We start from the raw sequence: 17,812 nt of genomic DNA on the forward strand, positions 1-17,812 counted from the left end.
GGGGTGAAAAGAAAATTATGTATAGCCATGTCTTGCTTACTCTTCGCATTTCCTTTCCTCGCCAAGTACACATTTCCCGCCTTGTTTTAGCCCGTGGCCCTGCACGGGCGATGCCCCGGCCGCTATCGATAACGGTCGAATGCAGCCGCGATCTCTGCGGTGACCGCCCGAACGCGCGCCGTCCGGTTCAGGTCGGTATGCGATACGAGCCAGACCTGATACGGCGCGGCTCGCGCCCGGTCGGGCCAGATTCGCACGAGCGAATCGTCGTCTTGCGCCATATACGCGGGGAGTTCGCCGATGCCGATACCCGACCGGATCGACGCCGCCAGCATCAGGCTCGAACTCACCTGCACCACGATGCGCCCGCGTTCCATCGATTCGCCGCACAGCGCGTTCCCCTGGTTCGACGTCGTGCCGGGCTGGTAGACGACCAGGTCATGCCCTTCGAACGCGGCTCCGATCGCGGGCTCGCCATGCGCATCCAGATACTCGCGGCTCGCGAACAGCCCGACCTCCCATTCGGCGAGCTTGCGGCGCACGAGGTCGGGATTTTCCGGCATCACGGTGCGAATCGCGAGATCCGCATCGCGTCGCGTCAGGTTGAGCACCTGCACGGACGTCGTCAGGATCACGTGTATCGCCGGACATTTCCGGCGCAGCTCCCGTATCGCGGGAACGACGAAATCCATCGCGAGGGAATCGGTCGTCGTCACCCGGACCTCGCCTTCGAGGCGATCGTCCGAGCCCTGGACGCGGCGCTCGAATTCGCACGCCGCCTGCTCCATTGCTTCCGCGGCCTGCAGCGAATGCTCGCCGACCGGCGTCACGACATAACCGGACGATGTCTTGAGAAACAGCTTCGCACCGAGCGCCTTCTCGAGTGCGGTCAACCGTCGCCCCACGGTGGCCTGGTCGACATCGAGAACGGCCGCGGCCTCGCGCAGCGTCCCGGTGCGATGAACGGCCAGAAAAACGCGGGCATCGTCCCAATTCATGAGTGACGTTCTCTCTCTCGGTCAGGCATGTGTGAATTCGCAGGAGGCGATTATACAAGTCGATCCAGTGCAGCCCGCTCCGGATAATCAGCTATCCATATCAACAGGACGATCGATTCGCCGATCAAAACCGAAACCGTCAGCAGGAAACCCCTGAACGACGGGCTCGCCGACCGAAGCCGGGTGCAATGACCGAACCGATGGTCGTTTCACCGATCGCCCCAACCCCGGTCGCCCAATCATCAGCCTCCCGAATATCTCCCATCCGATACCGCGATTTTCCGTACCGGACGCGCGCCGCTAGACTGGCTACGCATTCGCGACGCCGCAGCGCCGTACCGCCGTACCGCCGTACCGCCGTACCGCAACGCGGCATGCCCCCCACAAAAACGATTCCGGGAGATACCCATGTCCGACCGGCACGCGCGCCGAGGCGCGCTCAAGACACTCGGCCTCGCGGCCGGCACCGCGCTGCTCGCCGCCGCGCGCCCCGCTCGCGCCGCCGCGCCCGAAACCGGCACGCTGCTGCCCGGCGGCGCCACGCACCTCGCCGACCTCACGCGCCGCCTCGCGGCCGCGCCGCGGCGGCGCGACTTCAAGACGGTGCCGATGATCCTCGAACGTCCCGACCAGTGGGATCATGCGGCGCTCGCCGAACTGGCCGGCTACCGCGGCGGCCCGAAGCAGGTGTGGGACAACACCGAGCTCGGCGGCCCGTGGCTGAACCTGATGCGCAATTCGCTGAACGCGCAGATCTGGTCGTATCGCCATCCGGATTTCCTCGTCGTATCGGCCACGCACGGCAGCGCGCATCTCGCACTGTTCGACCAGGCCGCGTGGGACAAATACAGCCTCGCGAAATTCGCCGGCGCCGCGTTTCCGGCCAACACGCTGCTCGACGCGAAACCCGCGCAATCGAAGGGCGCGCAAGACCACGAGTCGCACGACGGCGCGTTCTCGTCGCACGACAACAGCATCGCCGCGCTGCAGCAGCGCGGCGTCGTGTTCCTGTCGTGCCACAACGCGATCTGGGAACTCGCGGAGCGGCTCGACGGCGCGAACGCGAATCCCGACAAGCTGCCGCTCGATGCGCTCGCGGCCGACCTGACCAACCATGTGATCCCGTCGGCAATCGTCACGCCGGGCGCGGTCGGCACGCTGCCCGAACTGCAGCAGGCCGGCTTCACGTACGCAAAATGAGCACCGCGATGACATCGATCCCCCTGCAACCGCCGTCACCGTTGCCGCGCCGTCGGCGCACGCTGCGCGCCGTGCTGGCCGCCTGGCTCTGCTGCGCATCGGCGCTGTCGCTCGCCGCGCCGGCCGGCCCCGCCGCGAACGTCTTCCCGCCCTGGCAGGACGGCCGCAACAACGACGCGACGCATCGCGGCCTCGAATTCACGGTGCCGCAGGTCGACGTGCTCGCCGATTTCCACGGCGACCTCGCCGCGCCGAAGCTCGTGCTGTTCGTCGGCGGCAACTATTTCTTCGCGATGGCGCCGCTCGTCGCGAAGTTCGAGGAAGACCATCCCGAGTACCGCGGCCGCATCTACTGGGAGACGATCCCGCCCGGCCTGCTCGTGAAGCAGATCCATGCGGGCGGCACGATCACCGTCGGCAACATGACGTGGACGGTCAAGCCCGACGCGTATTTCGCGGGACTCGGCAAGATCGACGGCTTGATCGCGGACGGCACGCTCGCCGGCCCGGCCGTGCCCTACGTGACGAACCAGCTGACGATCATGGTGCGCGCCGGCAATCCGAAGCGCATCGCGTCGCTGAACGACCTCGCGCGGCCCGACGTGCAGCTTGCGATGCCCAATCCGGCATTCGAGGGCGTCGCGCGGCAGATCCGCGCATCGCTCGTGAAAGCCGGCGGCGACGCGCTCGCGCGTACCGTCTACGACGACAAGGTGCGCGCCGGCACGACCGAGCTCACGCACATCCACCATCGGGAAACCGCGCTGTTCCTGATGCAGGGGCGCGCGGACGCGGGCGTGCTGTGGCAATCCGAGGCGGCGTTCCAGGAACAGGTCGGGCATCCGCTGATGCACATCGACATTCCGGCCGAGCAGAATACGACTGCGATCTACGCGGGCGCGATGGTGAAGGACGCGCCGCATCCGGAAGCCGCGCGCGCATGGCTCGCGTTCATCCGGTCGCCGGAAGCGTTCGAGATCTTCCAGCGCTACGGCTTCGGCCGATACGATGCGGCGACACCGCCGCAGCACCTCGCGCCGGCGCAGCATGAGAAGCAGGACAAGCAGCCCGATGCGGGCTGACCTCGCGGCCGCGCCGGCTGCCCGGCGGCGCGCTCGCGGCCTACAACAAGGAGGGGACACGTGAACGATACGGTGCACACACCGCGACGCCGGTTCGCGCCGCTGCTGCTCGCCGCGGCGACGCTGCTGGGCGGCCACGCGCGCGCGGACGACGCGGCGCTCGGCAAGACGCTCGCGACACAGGGTTCGACGACGGGCGTCGCCGCCTGCATCGGCTGCCACGGCAGCCAGGGCGAAGGCAACGCGGCGGCCGGCTTCCCGCGCCTCGCGGGCACGAGCGCCGCGTATCTGTCCGCGCAGCTTGCCGCGTTCGCCGACGGCAGCCGCCAGAATCCCGTCATGCAGCCGCTCTCGAAACTGCTGACGCCGCACGAGCGCGATGCGGTATCCGCGTACTTCGCGAGCCTGCCCGCGCCGGCCGGCATCGTCGCCGCCGACGACACGTCGATCGATCCGGCGAACACCGGCGCGTGGCTCGCGACGCGCGGACGCTGGTCGCAAGGCCTGCCCGCATGCGCCCAGTGTCACGGCCCCGGCGGCCTCGGCGTGGGCAGCGCGTTTCCGCCGCTCGCGGGCCAGCCCGCCGCCTATATCGCCGGCCAGTTGAACGGCTGGAAACACGGCACGCGCCCGCCGGGGCCGATGGCGCTCATGCCGGCGATCGCCGGCAAGCTGTCCGACGCCGACATCGACGCGGTGGCCGCCTACTACGCGCGCGGCGGCGCCGCGCAGGGAGACAAGCGATGATCGACCGCACGACGCTGATCCGCCGCACCCGCGCGGCACTGCTCGGCGCGGCCTGGATGCCCGCGCTCGCGTTCGCGGCCGCACCGCAGGACGCACCACCGGCCAACGCTTCCGCATCCGCGCCTTCCGCCGTTGCGGCGGCCGCCAGGCCGTTCGCGCCGCCCGCCGAATCCGCGATCCCCGCCGACGAGTTCGGCAAGACCGTGAAGCTCGGCGAGCAGATCTTCCTGCACACGCCCGAGTTCGCGGGCAAGTACGTCGGCAACAAGCTGACCTGCGCGAGCTGCCACCTCGACGCGGGCCGGCGGCCCGACTCGAGCCCGATGTGGGCCGCGTACCTGCTGTATCCGGCGTACCGCAGCAAGAACGGCCACGTGAACACGTTCGCCGAGCGCCTGCAGGGATGCTTCCGCTACAGCATGAACGGCAAGGCGCCGCCGGCCGGCGACCCGATTCTCGTCGCGCTGGAAACCTATTCGTACTGGCTCGCGAAGGGCGCGCCGGTCGGCACGAAGCTGCCGGGGCAGGGTTTCCTGAAACTGCCGCCGCCCGCGCAGAAGGCCGACTATGCGCGCGGCGCCGCCGTCTACACGCAGCACTGCGCGCTGTGCCACGGTGCGGACGGCCAGGGGCAGTCGAGCGGCGGCAAGGCGGTCTTCCCGGCGCTGTGGGGCGCGCGTTCGTTCAACTGGGGCGCGGGGATGGGCGACATCCGCAATGCGGCCGGCTTCATCAAGGCCAACATGCCGCTCGGGCTCGGCGGCACGCTGACCGATCAGGAAGCGTGGGACGTCGCGACCTTCATGGACAGCCACGAACGTCCGCAGGACCCGCGCTTCACGGGCTCGGTGCACGACACGCGCGCGAAATTCCACGATTCGCCCGATTCGATGTACGGGCTCAGCGTGAACGGCCGCGTGCTCGGCGCGCCGTGACGCGGGCGCCGGGCAGGCCGGGCAGGCCGCGCGGCCTGCCCGGCCCGCGCGTTCACGGACGCCAGCGATACACGATCATGCTGGTGCCGTTGTAGTTGTCCTTCGTGATCACGTATTCGCCGGTCGAGCGCAGGTACGCGCGGATCCCGTACATCGAGTCGACGTCGTTGCCGACATCCATCGCCGACGTGTTCGAGTTGGTCAGCGTCGTGACGAGGGCGCCCGTGTTGAGATCGAACACGTCGACGTTCGGCACGGTGTGCACGTAGCCGACGAACAGGTAGTGGCCGGCCGCCGCGATCGATTTCGGGTTCGCGCTCGTCAGGTTGATCACCGGGTTCGGTGCGCTCGTGTTGCCGTTCTTCCAGCCGTGATAGACCTCGATATGCCCGTTCATCGCGGTCCAGTCCCAGTTGCCGGCGAGGCCCTGCGCGAGGATCATCGTGTCGCTGTCCGCCTGGTAGATGATGCGCGTGACAGGCGCCACGGTGCCCGGCACGGCCGTCGTCGTCGGCTTGCCCCACGACGGCTTGCCGGTCGCGTCGAAGCCCGTCATCGGGTAGCGGGTAATCACGTTGGAGCCGTTCAACCCGGCCCACACGTCGCCGTTGCCGTCGATGTCGAAACCGGCCGTGACCTGCAGCGTCGTGTTGAACGGCTTGCCCGGCAGCGAGCCGGCCGGATTCGCGATATAGCCGGTCGCCGGCGTGAAGTAGTAGAAGTTGAAGTTGCCGGGGTTCTGGCCCGATGCGACGAGGATCCGGTTGCCGCCGACCGTCACGAGCTGGCCGAAGTGCTGGCCGCGCTGGTAGTCGTTCATGTCGAGGCGCGGGTCCTTCGGATAGCTGAACGGATCGACCGTATTCGCGACGAACGTGCCGCCCGCCGAGCCCGTGTACACGTTGTTGCCGCTATAGAAGAACGCGCCGTCGGTCGCCGGGTCGGGCGCGGCGATCGCCTCGAAGTTCAGCGCCTGCAGCTTCCATTGCAGCGTGCCCGTCGGGCCGTATGAATGCAGGTCGGTGCTGCCGTTGCGTCCGAGATCCCAGCCCCCGCCCCACGCATTGTTGAGCACGTACAGGTTGCCGCCGGCATCCTTGCCGATGCCGACCACGCGCGTGAAGCGCTTGTCGCCGACCTGCCCCTTGATGCCCGATGTCGTGTCGAGATAACCGCCCTGCACGCCGAACGTGCCGACCTGCTGCGGCAGCCCGGCGAGGCTGTAGAGCTTGATGTTCATGTCCGGGCCCTGGTCGCCCACCAGCAACTGCCCCGTCGACGCGTCGAAATACAGCGCCGACGGCCGTGCGCCGGCCGCCATCTGGATCGTGTTCATCAGCGTGCCGGTCGCGCTGTACTGCACGACCACGCCCGCGCTCATGCGCGCCACCCAAAGGTTGCCCGCCGCATCGAGCGCCAGCGCACCGGGCCCGGTCACGCCGATGTCGCGCTGCCAGACGCCGTCGGTCGTATACACGCGCACGCGGTTGCCGTAGAAATCGCTCGCATACAGCAGGTTGCCGGCCGTCGCGAGGCCGGTGATCACGTCCGGATTCGGCAGGCCCGTCCACGTGCTGACCGGGATGCGCAGGTCGCGCTGGTTCGTGCCACGGTTGTAGCGGCCCACCGAGCCGCTGCCGAAGTTGCGGTTGTAGCCGAGCGCGACGAAGATCGACGTCGCGTTGCCGGTGATCGCGCCGCCCTGGAATTCGTCGTGGATGCCGATCGTGCCCATCGGCTGCCCGTTCTGGTAGAGCGCGACACCGCCCGCGTTCTCGTCCCAGCGCGACGCCGTGTAGATCACGCCCTCGGGGGCGACCCACATCGAGCGCGCGGCATTGCCCACGTGCTGGGCCAGCGTGCCGTACGTGTTCGCGAGCCAGTCGGTCGAGTACGACACCTGCGCGTGACTCGCCGGCGCCAGCATCGCCATGCACATTCCCAGCAATGCCGCCCGAATTTGTTTCATTGACATGAATAATGCTCCCGAACGTTCAATTGTCGACACTGTAAATCGCGGCGCATGAAATATTGGTGATTCCGGCTAAAGCGCATTCGCCTTCCTCCCGAATTATTCACGCCATTCTTTTTGCCGTCCGGCGCTTTTCCGTCAACGATGGTCAAACCCGCCCACCGCGCCGCAACGGCTTGCCGGCCGCACGGCTTCGGCGCTTTTCCCCGGCATTTTCTTCCGGATTGCCCAATGCAAATACGTCATTTTTTCTGAAATTCACGCATTGCCTTTTTCATTCCCCGGAAATGGGCTCGATGATTACAAATCGAAATTGAAATGAAAGGGAAAAAATATTATCCGGCTCGATCGCGTCGGCGCGATTCAGCGCGGCGGCATGCAGCGGGAGGAAGGAAGGAGAAAGCGGGATACGGCGGAGAGAACCGCGCGCCGGCCGTGCCGGCACGCGCCGCGATCGTTCAGTTCGCGTCGTCGAGCGTCGGGCCGTCCCAGCCGTCGAGAAATTTCGGCAGCGCGTCCACGACGTCGATCACGCGGTGCCGGTAGAACAGGTGCATCGTCGGCTGCAGGTCGCCGGGCAATTGCCCGCCGTGCGCACGCGCGGCCAGGCTGTTCGGTACGACGCGCATGCCGAGCCGGTTGGTGCCGCACACGATCTCGCCGCAGGACGCGCAATACGTGCGCGACATCGACTTCGCCGGATGCGGGAACGTCGCATGGCCGCCCTCGACGGCCACCTGCTCCGGCGGCCACGCGGTCGCGGACAGCACCGGCGTGCCGTAGAAATCGCGGCAGGTCGCGCAATGGCAGTTCGCGCGCGCCGCCGGCTCGCCGCGCAACGTCACGGTGACGGTTCCGCACAGGCAACTCGCGGAATACGTTCGGGTCATGTCGTCTCCTCGAAGAACGGAGGCGACAGTATAGGGGCATGCCTGCAACGTTGCCCGCATCGGCTGCGGGCAACGTTGCGGGCGCAACGATCGCTGCGCGTCAGAACTTCTGGCGCAGGCCGAGGCTGACGATGGCCTGCGACCGCGAATCGGACGAGTGGCCGTTCGCCTTGTCGGACACCGACGCGGTCGCGGCCACCGGCCGGCCGAGCGCGTCGAGCGTCATGCCCGATGCGTGCTGGTACGCGCCGAGCAGGTACACGCTGGTGCGCTTCGACAGGTCGTAGGTGGCGCCGAGCGTGACGTTGTGGTACTGCGCGCGGTCGTCCACGCCATCGACATCGCTGCCGCGCGTGTAGCTGTAGCCCGCGAACAGTTGCGTCTGCGGGCGCACGTTCCAGCGCGTGAACACGCCCGCGACGTTGAACGTCGCGTGGCCCGTGAACCGCGACTGGTCGCCGCTGCGGTACTGCACGTTGCTGTAGTTCACCCCGACGACGGCCGGCCCGAAATCGTAGGTCGCGCCGGTCGCGATGATCTGCTGCGACTGCGCGCTCGCATAACCTTCGTTGATCGACGAGTTGAACAGCCCGTCGTCGGTGCTCTGCCACTTGCCGGCCGTCGGGTCGGTCGCGCCCGTCTTGCTGTTGTCCGAACGCTCGTAACCGACGCCGACGCGCAGCGGGCCCGCCGCGTAGGCCGCGCCGACGCTCCACGTGTTGCGCTGCTTCATGCTGCCCGGCTGGCTGCCGAAACCGTACAGCGCGCCGAACGTGAAGCCCGAGTAGTTGGCGCTCGTGTACTTGATCGAGCTGTCGACGCGCGCCGTCTGGTCGAGGTCGTCGATATCGCCCGGGTGTGCGCCGAAGCCGCCGATGAACGACGACGGGCCGACCGGGCTCACGAAGTCGTCGAGCGACGTGTACTGGCGGCCGAGCGTGACCGTGCCGTAGCGGTCGCTGCCCAGGCCGACGAACGCCTGGCGGCCGAACTGGCGGCCACCCTGGCCCGACGTGCCGTTCGTGATGTCGAAGCCGTTCTCGAGGACGAACAGCGCGCGCATCCCGCCGCCCAGATCCTCGGCCCCCTTGATGCCCCAGCGGCTGCCGGACAGGTTGCCGGTCGTGAGCCCGACGTTCGAATGGCCGGTGTACGCGCCCGCGGAGCCGACCCGTTCGTTGCTGCGATAGGTCACGCCCGCGTCGACGATGCCGTACAGCGTGACGGAGCTTTGCGCGGCGGCGACGCCCGCGAGCGAGAGCAGCAGCGGGGCCGCGATCAGTTGCTTGTTCATGATTGTCGTGTCTCCGGGCGGTGAACCCGTTGTTCTGGCTGTCAGTTGCGAGTAGCGCGCGGGCGGCGAGATCCGCCGGCGGTGCGAGGCCGGCATCGTCCGCGCGCGACGACGCGGCGGGCATGCCCGCTGCGGCCGCCATGGTAGATGGAACCGGTTTCAATCTGAAGCGGAATAATGAAAAAAGTTTATTGCCAAAATCGAGATAGTCGACCGGGCGGCCGTGTGCGCGGCGCGCCGTCCCTGTACAGCCCGGGCGGGCGCAGCCGATAATCGAGCGCGCCCCTTCCCTCGGGAGTTCCGTCATGCATGAAACGACCCTGCTGGTCTTCGCCGCCGTCGCCTTCGTCGGCATCGCGACACCCGGCCCGACCGTGCTGCTCGCGCTGACCAACGGCTCGCGCTACGGCGTGCGACGCGCGGCTTACGGCTTCGCGGGCGCGATGCTGTCCGATTTCGTGCTGATCGTCGCGGTCGCGCTCGGCCTCGGCGCGCTGCTGATGGCGTCGGCGTTCTGGTTCTCGGTCGTGAAGTGGCTCGGCGCCGCTTACCTCGCGTACGTCGGCATCCGGCTGCTGATGTCGAAGGGTTCGCTCGACGTCGCCGCCGCGCACGGTGAAGCGGTATCCGGGCGCAACGCGTCGATCTTCGCGAAGAGTTTCCTCACGGCGGTGACGAACCCGAAGGGCTACCTGTTCTTCTCCGCGTTCCTGCCGCAGTTCCTCGATCCGTCCGCGCCGCTCGCACCGCAATACGTCGCGCTCGCGGTCACCTTCGCGCTGCTCGACGGCGCGGTGATGTTCGGTTACGCGCTGCTCGGCGCACGCGCGGTGCGGCTGCTGAAGCGCGCGGGCGCGCTGTGGCTCGAACGCACGTGCGGCGCGATGCTGCTCGCGCTCGCCGGGTCGCTAGCGTTGTACCGGCGTCATGCGGCGTAGGGGCGGACACCGATGAAAAGCGCCGCACCGCCCCGCTCCTGCTTGCCGGGCCTGTCGCTCCGCCAGCTCGAACGCGCCGACCTCGACGCGTGGTACGCGTACCTGTCGAACCCTGACGTCTTCCGCCACACGAGCTGGAACCTGCGCTCGCCAGACGATCTGCTGCCGCTGTTCGACGCCATCGAATCGACCGACCCCGATTCGATCCGGCGTCTCGCCGTGATCGACGACGCATCGGGCGCGCTCGCCGGGACGATCGGCCTGCATACCGTCTCCACCGCGAACCGCTCGGCCGAGATCGCTTACGATCTCGCGCCGTCGCACTGGGGGCGCGGAATCGCGAGCGCGCTGTGCGCGGCCGTCACCGCGTGGGCCTTCGCGGACGGCGGCTTCATGCGCGTGCAGGGCGTGGTGCTGACCAGCAACGCGGGCTCCGCGCGCGTGCTGCAGAAGTGCGGCTACCGCTACGAAGGGCTGTTGCGCGCGTACAGGATGGTGCGCGGCACACCGGGCGATTTCGCGATGTACGCGCGCCTCGCGACCGACTGACGCGACATCTGCAGCTTCACGCCAAACCGCTTGCGGCTTGCCGCTTGCCGCTCGCGGCTTGCGGCTTGCGGCTTGCGGCTTGCGGCTTGCGGCTTGCGGCTTGCGGCTTGCGGCTTGCGGCTTGCGGCTTGCGGCTTGCGGCATCGCATATATGCATACACGCGCAAGCCATTGGACGACCCGAGCCGAATTGGCGACAATCGCCGTTCCCTTCCCCGACGATCCACCATGAAAATCGCCGCGCTGTCCGACATCCACGGCAACCTCGCCGCGCTCGACGCGGTGCTCGACGACGTCCGCCGCCGCGGCGCCGACGTGATCGTCAATCTCGGCGACATCCTGTCGGGGGCGCTCCATCCGCCCGAAACGGCCGACCGCCTGATCGCGCTCGACCTGCCGACCATCAAGGGCAATCACGAACGGCAACTGCTCGGCGGCGATCGCGAGTCGATGCGACTGTCGGATCGCTGGGCGCACGACACGCTGCGCGCCGACCATCTCGCATGGATCGCCGCGCTGCCCGAACGCGCGACGCTCGACGGCGACGTGTTGATGGTGCACGGCACGCCCGGCAGCGACGTCGCCTATTTCCTCGAAACCGTCACGCCCGACGGCTGCCGCGCGGCGACGCCCGCGGAAATCGCGCAACGCGCGGGCGACGAACCGGCATCGCTGATCCTGTGCGGCCACACGCACATCCCGCGTACGGCCAGACTCGACGACGGCCGGCTGATCGTCAACCCGGGCAGCGTCGGGCTGCAGGCGTACGCGGACGACCTGCCGCACCCGCACCGCATCGAGACGGGTTCGCCGCATGCGCGCTACGCGATGGTGTCGCGCACGACGGCCGGCTGGAACGTCGAATTTCATGCGGTCGAATACGACTGGCACACGGCGGCCGCCACCGCGGCATCGCGCGGGCGCGACGACTGGACCGTCGCGCTGCGCACCGGCCGGTGCTGACACGCGCTGCCCGCCACCCGCTGTTACTTCATTCACAGGAAAACCGCGCCACCATGCCCGTTCCGTCGCAACTGCTCTTCCTGCCCGGTGCATCGGGCAGCACCGCCTTCTGGCAACCGCTCGCCGGCAGCCTGACGCACCCGGCCGAGCGCCGGATCGTCGGCTATCCGGGTTTCGGCGACACGCCGCGCGATCCGGCCGTCGACGATTTCGACAGCCTCGTGCGTCATGTCCTGGAAACGATCGACCGGCCGACCGCCGTGATCGCGCAATCGATGGGCGGCGTGATCGCGATGCGCGCGGCGCTCGACAAGCCCGGCCTGGTCACGCACCTCGTACTGACGGTCACGTCCGGCGGGCTCGACATGGAAGGGCTCGGCGCGCAGGACTGGCGGGCCGGGTTCGCGCAAGCCAACCCGCAACTGCCCGACTGGTTCCTGACGTTCCGTGCCGACCTGTCGCGGGAAATCGGCCGCATCGCGCAACCGACGCTGCTGCTGTGGGGCGACGACGATCCGCTCAGCCCCGTCGCAGCCGGCCGGCGCCTGCTCGAACGGCTGCCCGACGCGCAGCTGCACGTCGTGCCGGGCGGCCGGCACGATCTCGCGGCCGTGCATGCGGCGACGCTCGCGCCGCTCGTCGACGCGCATCTGCAGCGCGTGTGACGTCGCGCGCTTCGGCGTCGGCATCGGCGTCGGCATCGGCGTCGGCATCGGCATCGGCATCGGCATCGGCATCGGCATCGGCATCGGCATCGGCATCGGCTTCGGCTTCGGCGTCGGCTTCAGCTTCAGCTTCAGCTTCAGCTTCAGCTTCGGCGTCGGCGTCGGCGTCGGCGTCAGTTTCCGCTACGGCTGCGGCACGAACCTGAAACCCCGCGGCTCACGCGCCGCCCCGCGTCACCCCGCATTGCGCAGCGTGAGTCGCGCCTCCAGCCCGCCGCCGTCCGCCCGGTTGTTCAGCGTGAGCGTGCCGCCCATCGCAAGCGCGAGTTGCCGCGCGATCGCGAGGCCGAGCCCTGTGCCGCCCGTCTCCCGGTTGCGCGACGTCTCCACGCGCCGGAACGGCTCGAACACCGCGTCGAGCTGATCGTCCGGAATGCCGGGCCCGCGGTCGAGCACGGCGATCACCGCGCCGCCGTCCGGCGCGGCGTGCACGTCGATCTCGGCGGCGCCCGCGAACTTCAGCGCGTTGTCGACGAGGTTGCCGACGATGCGGCGCAGCGCCTTCGGCCGCGTGACGAGCGCGAGCGGCGCGCGGCTGTGCAGCGCGACGTCCTGCCCCGCATCCGTGTAATCGCACACGATGCTGTCGAGCAGCGCATCGAGATCGATGCGGCGCGCGGCCTCCTCGGTGCCGTGCAGCGTCCGCGCATACGCCACGCCCTCCTTCACCAGATGCTCCATCTCGAGCAGGTCCTGGCGCAGCTTCGCGCCCTGCGTGTCGTCGTCCATCACGTCGACCCGCAAGCGCATTCGCGTGATCGGCGTCTGCAGGTCGTGCGAGATCGACGCGAGGATCTGCATGCGCTCGGCCATGTACTGCGCGATGCGGTCCTGCATCGCGTTGAACGCCCGGGCGGCGCGCGCGACTTCCGACGGTCCGCCCTCGTTCAGCCGCTCGCCCTTCAGGTCGGGGCCGAGCGCATCGGCGGCCTGCGCGAGCTGCTTGAGCGGCCGCGTCGCGAGCCGCACCGCGAGCCAGCAGCACGCGGCCAGCACCGCGAGCTGCAGCAGGAGCACGACCGGCAGCCAGCCCGACAGCGGCACCGTCGACATCGGATGGATGTCGATCGTGAGCGGCGACCCGTCGGTCAGGCGCAGATGCACCTGCAGATGTTCGCGGTCGCCGGGAATCGCGTTCGCGGTCAGCGGATAGTCGCCGCCGATGCCGTCGGAAATCGACCGCTCGACGCGCGCCGACAGCCGCGCTTCCGGCGGCGTGCCGGTCTCGCCGGGCCCGAGGATGAACGCATAGCTGCGCCGCGCGAGGCGCGGCAGCCAGGCGGCCCGCTCGGCCGGCGGCAGGTGGTCGAGCAGCGCGACCGAGCTGGCGACCTCGCGCTCGATGTAGCCCATCATCAGGTTGGTGGTCGCCTGGTCGCGCTCGGTCACCGTGAGCCAGAACGACAGCGTCTGCGCGAGCGCGAGGCCCACGCACAGGATCAGCGCGAGCCGCGCGAACAGCGAGCGCGGCCAGTGCCACAACGTCAACGTGCGCGCGCTCATGGCGTACCGTCGACGGCGGTCACGGCCGACGAGAACACATAGCCCTCGTTGCGCAACGTCTTGATGTAGCGCGGCTCGCGCGCGCCGTCGCGAAGGCGCTGGCGCAACCGGCTCACGAGCAGGTCGATCGACCGGTCGAACGGGTCGGACTGGCGCCCCTGCGTGAGATTGAGCAACTGGTCGCGCGTCAGCACGCGCTGCGGGTTGTCGAGGAACACGCGCAAGAGCCGGTATTCGGCGCCGCTCAGCGCGACCAGCGTGCCGTCGGTATCGAGCAGGTGGCGTCCGGTCGTGTCGAGACGCCATTCGCCGAACGCGAGCATCGCGGCCGTTTCCGTCACCTGCATGCCGGGCGGCAGCATGCGCGCGCGCCGCAGCACCGAGCGGATTCGCGCGAGCAGTTCGCGCACCGCGAACGGCTTGGCGAGGTAGTCGTCGGCGCCCATCTCGAGGCCGATGATGCGGTCGGTTTCCTCGCCGCGCGCGGTCAGCATCAGCACGGGCACCGTCCGGAACTTGCCCGCGCGCAGGTCGCGGCACAGCGTGAGGCCGTCCTCGCCCGGCATCATCAGGTCGAGCACGATCAGGTCGGGCGCGCCGTCGTCCAGCACGTTGCGCATCTCGCGGCCGTTCGCGGCCAGCGATACGCGCATGCCGTTCTTCTCCAGATAATCCGCGATCAGTTCGCGGATCGCGCGATCGTCGTCGACGATCAGCACGTGGTCGATCTTGTCCATGGGTCGTTTCGGTATCGAGGTATCGATGATTCGATGAGTCGAGGCAGGCGATGTCCGCTTTTATACCGCACGGCGGGCACGCGTTTGTATCCCAATGTATCGCGCCGCCGTGACGACACACAACATTGCACACGCGCGGCTTGCCGGACACATCGCAGATACGTCGGCGCCGCCTAATGGGGCCTGTCGAAACCCGTCCGGCCGCCGCCTCCGAGCGGCGGCCTCCCGCTCAGGAGAACGCCATGCTGCCCCGACTCAAGACCGCCGCCCTCGTCATCGCCCTCGCCGCCACGGCCGGGCTCGCCGCGTTCGCCGGCACCCGCGACGAGGCGAGCATGCCGGCCTCGCAGGCCGGGACGGCGGCACCCGATTTCACGGGCATCGACCGCTGGCACAACAGCGCGCCGCTGACGCTCGGCCAGTTGCGCGGCAAGGTCGTGCTCGTCGATTTCTGGACGTACTCGTGCATCAACTGCATTCATACGATTCCGTACGTGAAGGAGTGGGACCGCAAGTATCGCGACCAGGGGCTCGTGGTGGTCGGCGTGCATACGCCCGAGTATCCGTTCGAGCGCGACGCGGGCAACGTCGCCGATGCGATCAGGCGCTTCGGCATCCGCTATCCGGTCGCGCAGGACAACCGCTACGACACATGGCGCGCGTACGGCAACCAGTACTGGCCCGCGCTCTACCTGATCGACGCGAGCGGAAAGGTCGTCTATACGCGCTATGGCGAAGGCGCGTACGACAAGACCGAGGCCGCGATTCGCGACGCGCTCGCGCAGGCGGGAGAAGGCACGAAGGGCGCGACGCGCACGCAATGACGGGCGCCGGTGCGCGGGCGTGGCACTCGCCCGAGCGCGCCGCCGGGGTCACGGCGTGCACGCCGCTTGCGCGTCACTCGCGTCACTCGCGTCATTCGCGTTTCGCGTCGGCCGCCGCGAGCATCGCCTCCCCGATCGCGAGGTTGCCCTCCGCGACCAGCGCTTCGCCCGCGCCGCGGATATCGGCTTCGTCCTTGTTCTGCCCGAGCTTGCGATTGCCGACGAGCCGCGTGATCTCGATCTGCAGCCCGACGATCGACTCCAGCATCCTGTCGATGTAGTCCTTCGGCGCGTCGCCCATCTTCCACGGCACCGGCTGCGACGCCTCGTGCGTGCGCGTCAGCCGCGCGACCACGCCGCGCACGAACTTCTCGTCGTCGCGCACCGTGATGCGGCCGTGCGCGTGCACGACCACGTAGTTCCAGGTCGGCACCTGCCGGTGCGCCACGTGCTTGCTCGGATACCAGGTCGGCGAGATGTAGGCGTCGCCCGCACGGAAGATCGCGAGCACCTCGTCGCCGTTCGCAACGTCCTGCCAGACCGGATTCGCGCGCGAGACGTGCGCATGCAGCTCGCCGAGCCCGCCGTCGTCGGGCAGCAGTTCGAACGGAATGTGGTTCGCGTCGAGCCCGTTCCTGCCGTGCGTGATCAGGCTGCCGAACGGATGCTGCACGATCAGCTCGCGCATCGCGTCGGGGTCGGGCTCGTTGAATTCGTCGGGGACGTACATGTCGGCTCCACGGTCATGCGGGGTTGGAAATGGCGCGGGCGCGAGCCCGTCACCCGCCGATTGTGACTTCAAACTGGTTTATGCTGTAGAGCCGGTTTGGAACAATTTAAGCAGACCAGAATCATGGCAAGAACGACCCGGATCGTCGAAATCCCGTCGCTCGGCGCGCTCGACCGTGCGGCCGGCGACCTGAGCCGCCAGCTCGCGCAGGCGCTGCGCGAAGCCGTGCGTCGCGGCGACGTCCGGCCGGGCGATGCGCTCCCGTCCACGCGGCTGCTCGCCACGTCGCTGCAGGTTGCCCGCGGCACCGTCGTCGATGCGTATGCGCAGCTCATCGCCGAAGGCTTTCTCGAATCGCGCGGCGGCGCGGGCACGCGGGTCGCGAACGCGCTCGCGGAACCGTCGCCCGGCCCCGAATCCGCGCCGCCTGCGCCACGACGGCGCGCGGCCCACGCCGGGCTGCCCGAGCCGGCCGCCGCCTTCGCGCGAATCGCCCGCGAATTCCGCCCGCTGCCGGCGATGCCGTTCGCGATCTCGGTACCGATCGGCCTCACCGCGCCCGACGACATCTGGCGCCGGCTCGGCAACCGCCTGCGCGCGCGCGGCGCCGGTGCGCCGTCCGGCTACGCCGATCCGCAAGGCGCGCTGCCGCTGCGCGAAGCGATCGCCGACTACGTGCGCCGTTCTCGCTCGGTGCGCTGCGAGGCCGGCCAGGTCGTGATCACGAGCGGCACGCAGCAGGGGCTGCACCTCGCGAGCCAGCTGCTGCTCGGCGCGAGCGACCGCGCGTGGGTCGAGAACCCGGCCTATCGCGGCATCACCGCGCTGCTCGAGAGCACCGGGCGACACGACGCGATGGTGCGCGTGCCGGTCGACGCCGACGGCCTCGACGTCGACGCCGGCATCCGTCTCGCGCCCGATGCGCGCGCCGCGTTCGTCACGCCGTCGCACCAGTATCCGCTCGGCATGCCGCTCAGCATGGCGCGGCGCAATGCGCTGCTCGCGTGGGCGCGTGCACGGCACGCATGGGTGGTCGAGGACGACTACGACAGCGAGCTGCGCTACGAAGGCTATCCGTTCCCGTCGCTGCAGGGTCTCGACCCCGATCGCGTGATCTACCTCGGCACGTTCAGCAAGATCCTGTTTCCGTCGCTGCGGCTCGGCTACGTGATCGCCCCCCACGATCTCGTGCCCGCGTTCTGCGGCGCGCGCGCACTGATGGATCGCCATGTGCCGACCGCCGACCAGCACGTGCTGGCCGCGTTCATCGCGGAAGGCCATCTCGACCGGCACATCCGCCGCGTGCGCGGCGTGTATGCGGAGCAGCGCGCGCTGCTGATCGACACGCTCGGTGCGCGGCTGCCGCGCGAACGCGCGTGGGTGCAGCCGGGCGATCAGGGGATGCACGTCGTGCTGTGGCTCGCAAGCGGCATCGACGATCTCGACGTGGTCGAGCGCGCCGCGCAAGCCGGCGTCGCGGTGCGCGCGGTGTCGCCGATGTTCGCGCCGGGCACGGCCCGCCCGGGGCTCGTGCTGGGCTTCGGCGGGTTCGGCCGCGCGCAGATGGAAGCGGCCGCGCAACGGCTCGCGGACGTCGTATCGTCAGCGGAATCGCGGCGGCGGGTGCCGCAAAAGGTTGTCGATGGGCAACAAACGTAATCGTCTGTAAATCCTGCAAGCAAACGGCCGTTTCAGCGGGCGTCGCACGTGGGTCGTTTGCTAGGA

General features: G+C 68.9%; 18 protein-coding genes. 11 read left to right on the forward strand and 7 right to left on the reverse strand.

The features are described from left to right. Positions 1-122: 122 nt before the first annotated feature. Positions 123-998: a LysR family transcriptional regulator gene (locus AB3K92_RS21045; protein WP_369465743.1), complete on the reverse strand. Its 876-nt coding sequence runs from the start codon at positions 996-998 to the stop codon at positions 123-125. Positions 999-1,406: 408 nt separating this feature from the next. Between AB3K92_RS21045 and AB3K92_RS21050 the strand changes: the two genes are divergently transcribed. From AB3K92_RS21050 to AB3K92_RS21065, 4 genes are read left to right on the forward strand one after another with little or no spacing between them, the layout of a single operon-like run. Then, positions 1,407-2,198: a transcriptional initiation protein Tat gene (locus tag AB3K92_RS21050; RefSeq protein ID WP_369465744.1), complete on the forward strand. Its 792-nt coding sequence runs from the start codon at positions 1,407-1,409 to the stop codon at positions 2,196-2,198. 8 nt (positions 2,199-2,206) lie between these two features. Next, on the forward strand, positions 2,207-3,280 hold the full coding sequence (locus tag AB3K92_RS21055; RefSeq protein WP_369465745.1) for a molybdate ABC transporter substrate-binding protein: 1,074 nt from the start codon (positions 2,207-2,209) through the stop codon (positions 3,278-3,280). A 60-nt stretch (positions 3,281-3,340) separates the two neighbouring features. Next, positions 3,341-4,027 (forward strand): c-type cytochrome, encoded by a 687-nt coding sequence (locus AB3K92_RS21060; protein ID WP_060218594.1) that lies wholly within the window; start codon positions 3,341-3,343, stop codon positions 4,025-4,027. After that, the gene (locus AB3K92_RS21065; RefSeq protein WP_021161189.1) at positions 4,024-4,962 is read left to right on the forward strand and encodes a c-type cytochrome; all 939 of its coding nucleotides are present in this window, start codon (positions 4,024-4,026) and stop codon (positions 4,960-4,962) included. The genes AB3K92_RS21060 and AB3K92_RS21065 overlap by 4 nt, the downstream gene beginning before the upstream one ends. Positions 4,963-5,014: 52 nt before the next feature. Here AB3K92_RS21065 and AB3K92_RS21070 read toward each other — a convergent pair whose 3' ends face one another. Continuing rightward, positions 5,015-6,937 carry an SMP-30/gluconolactonase/LRE family protein gene (locus tag AB3K92_RS21070; protein WP_021161188.1) on the reverse strand — a complete coding sequence of 641 codons (1,923 nt, stop codon included), beginning with the start codon at positions 6,935-6,937 and terminating at the stop codon, positions 5,015-5,017. Positions 6,938-6,996: 59 nt separating this feature from the next. Between AB3K92_RS21070 and AB3K92_RS21075 the strand changes: the two genes are divergently transcribed. Further along, the gene (locus AB3K92_RS21075; protein WP_124475770.1) at positions 6,997-7,251 is read left to right on the forward strand and encodes a hypothetical protein; all 255 of its coding nucleotides are present in this window, start codon (positions 6,997-6,999) and stop codon (positions 7,249-7,251) included. A 141-nt stretch (positions 7,252-7,392) separates the two neighbouring features. Here the strand turns inward: AB3K92_RS21075 and AB3K92_RS21080 are convergent, their stop codons facing one another. Then, positions 7,393-7,824 carry a GFA family protein gene (locus AB3K92_RS21080; RefSeq protein WP_021161185.1) on the reverse strand — a complete coding sequence of 144 codons (432 nt, stop codon included), beginning with the start codon at positions 7,822-7,824 and terminating at the stop codon, positions 7,393-7,395. Positions 7,825-7,924: 100 nt separating this feature from the next. Beyond that, a complete protein-coding gene (locus AB3K92_RS21085) occupies positions 7,925-9,118 on the reverse strand; it encodes a porin (RefSeq protein ID WP_059486986.1) in 1,194 nt (397 codons plus the stop codon). A gap of 305 nt (positions 9,119-9,423) precedes the next feature. Here AB3K92_RS21085 and AB3K92_RS21090 point away from each other — a divergent pair, with 305 nt between their 5' ends. From AB3K92_RS21090 to AB3K92_RS21105, 4 genes are all read left to right on the forward strand, one after another. Next, positions 9,424-10,056: a LysE family translocator gene (locus tag AB3K92_RS21090; RefSeq protein WP_021161182.1), complete on the forward strand. Its 633-nt coding sequence runs from the start codon at positions 9,424-9,426 to the stop codon at positions 10,054-10,056. A 12-nt stretch (positions 10,057-10,068) separates the two neighbouring features. Further along, positions 10,069-10,605, forward strand: a complete 537-nt coding sequence (locus AB3K92_RS21095; protein ID WP_369465746.1) for a GNAT family N-acetyltransferase — start codon at positions 10,069-10,071, stop codon at positions 10,603-10,605. Positions 10,606-10,833: 228 nt separating this feature from the next. After that, entirely contained in the window at positions 10,834-11,568 is a 735-nt protein-coding gene (locus AB3K92_RS21100; RefSeq protein ID WP_060057942.1) for a metallophosphoesterase, read from the forward strand. A gap of 53 nt (positions 11,569-11,621) precedes the next feature. Next, positions 11,622-12,233 (forward strand): alpha/beta fold hydrolase, encoded by a 612-nt coding sequence (locus AB3K92_RS21105; RefSeq protein ID WP_021161179.1) that lies wholly within the window; start codon positions 11,622-11,624, stop codon positions 12,231-12,233. 234 nt (positions 12,234-12,467) lie between these two features. On the opposite strand, the gene AB3K92_RS21110 is transcribed toward AB3K92_RS21105, so the two are convergent. Together AB3K92_RS21110 and AB3K92_RS21115 are read right to left on the reverse strand one after the other, a co-directional pair. After that, a complete protein-coding gene (locus tag AB3K92_RS21110) occupies positions 12,468-13,796 on the reverse strand; it encodes an ATP-binding protein (protein WP_059486978.1) in 1,329 nt (442 codons plus the stop codon). Next, positions 13,793-14,533 (reverse strand): response regulator, encoded by a 741-nt coding sequence (locus tag AB3K92_RS21115; RefSeq protein WP_021161177.1) that lies wholly within the window; start codon positions 14,531-14,533, stop codon positions 13,793-13,795. Before AB3K92_RS21115 ends, AB3K92_RS21110 begins: the two co-directional genes overlap by 4 nt. Positions 14,534-14,775: 242 nt before the next feature. On the opposite strand from AB3K92_RS21115, the gene AB3K92_RS21120 reads away from it, so the two are divergent. Next, complete coding sequence (locus AB3K92_RS21120) at positions 14,776-15,357, forward strand: thioredoxin family protein (RefSeq protein ID WP_059486976.1); 582 nt, start codon at positions 14,776-14,778, stop codon at positions 15,355-15,357. Positions 15,358-15,448: 91 nt separating this feature from the next. Here the strand turns inward: AB3K92_RS21120 and AB3K92_RS21125 are convergent, their stop codons facing one another. Further along, positions 15,449-16,087 carry an FMN-binding negative transcriptional regulator gene (locus tag AB3K92_RS21125; protein WP_021161175.1) on the reverse strand — a complete coding sequence of 213 codons (639 nt, stop codon included), beginning with the start codon at positions 16,085-16,087 and terminating at the stop codon, positions 15,449-15,451. A 123-nt stretch (positions 16,088-16,210) separates the two neighbouring features. Here AB3K92_RS21125 and AB3K92_RS21130 point away from each other — a divergent pair, with 123 nt between their 5' ends. Continuing rightward, entirely contained in the window at positions 16,211-17,746 is a 1,536-nt protein-coding gene (locus AB3K92_RS21130; protein ID WP_369465747.1) for a PLP-dependent aminotransferase family protein, read from the forward strand. Positions 17,747-17,812 lie beyond the last annotated feature (66 nt).

Source organism: Burkholderia sp. Bmkn7 (assembly GCF_041103175.1).
GTDB classification, from domain to species: Bacteria; Pseudomonadota; Gammaproteobacteria; order Burkholderiales; family Burkholderiaceae; genus Burkholderia; species Burkholderia cepacia.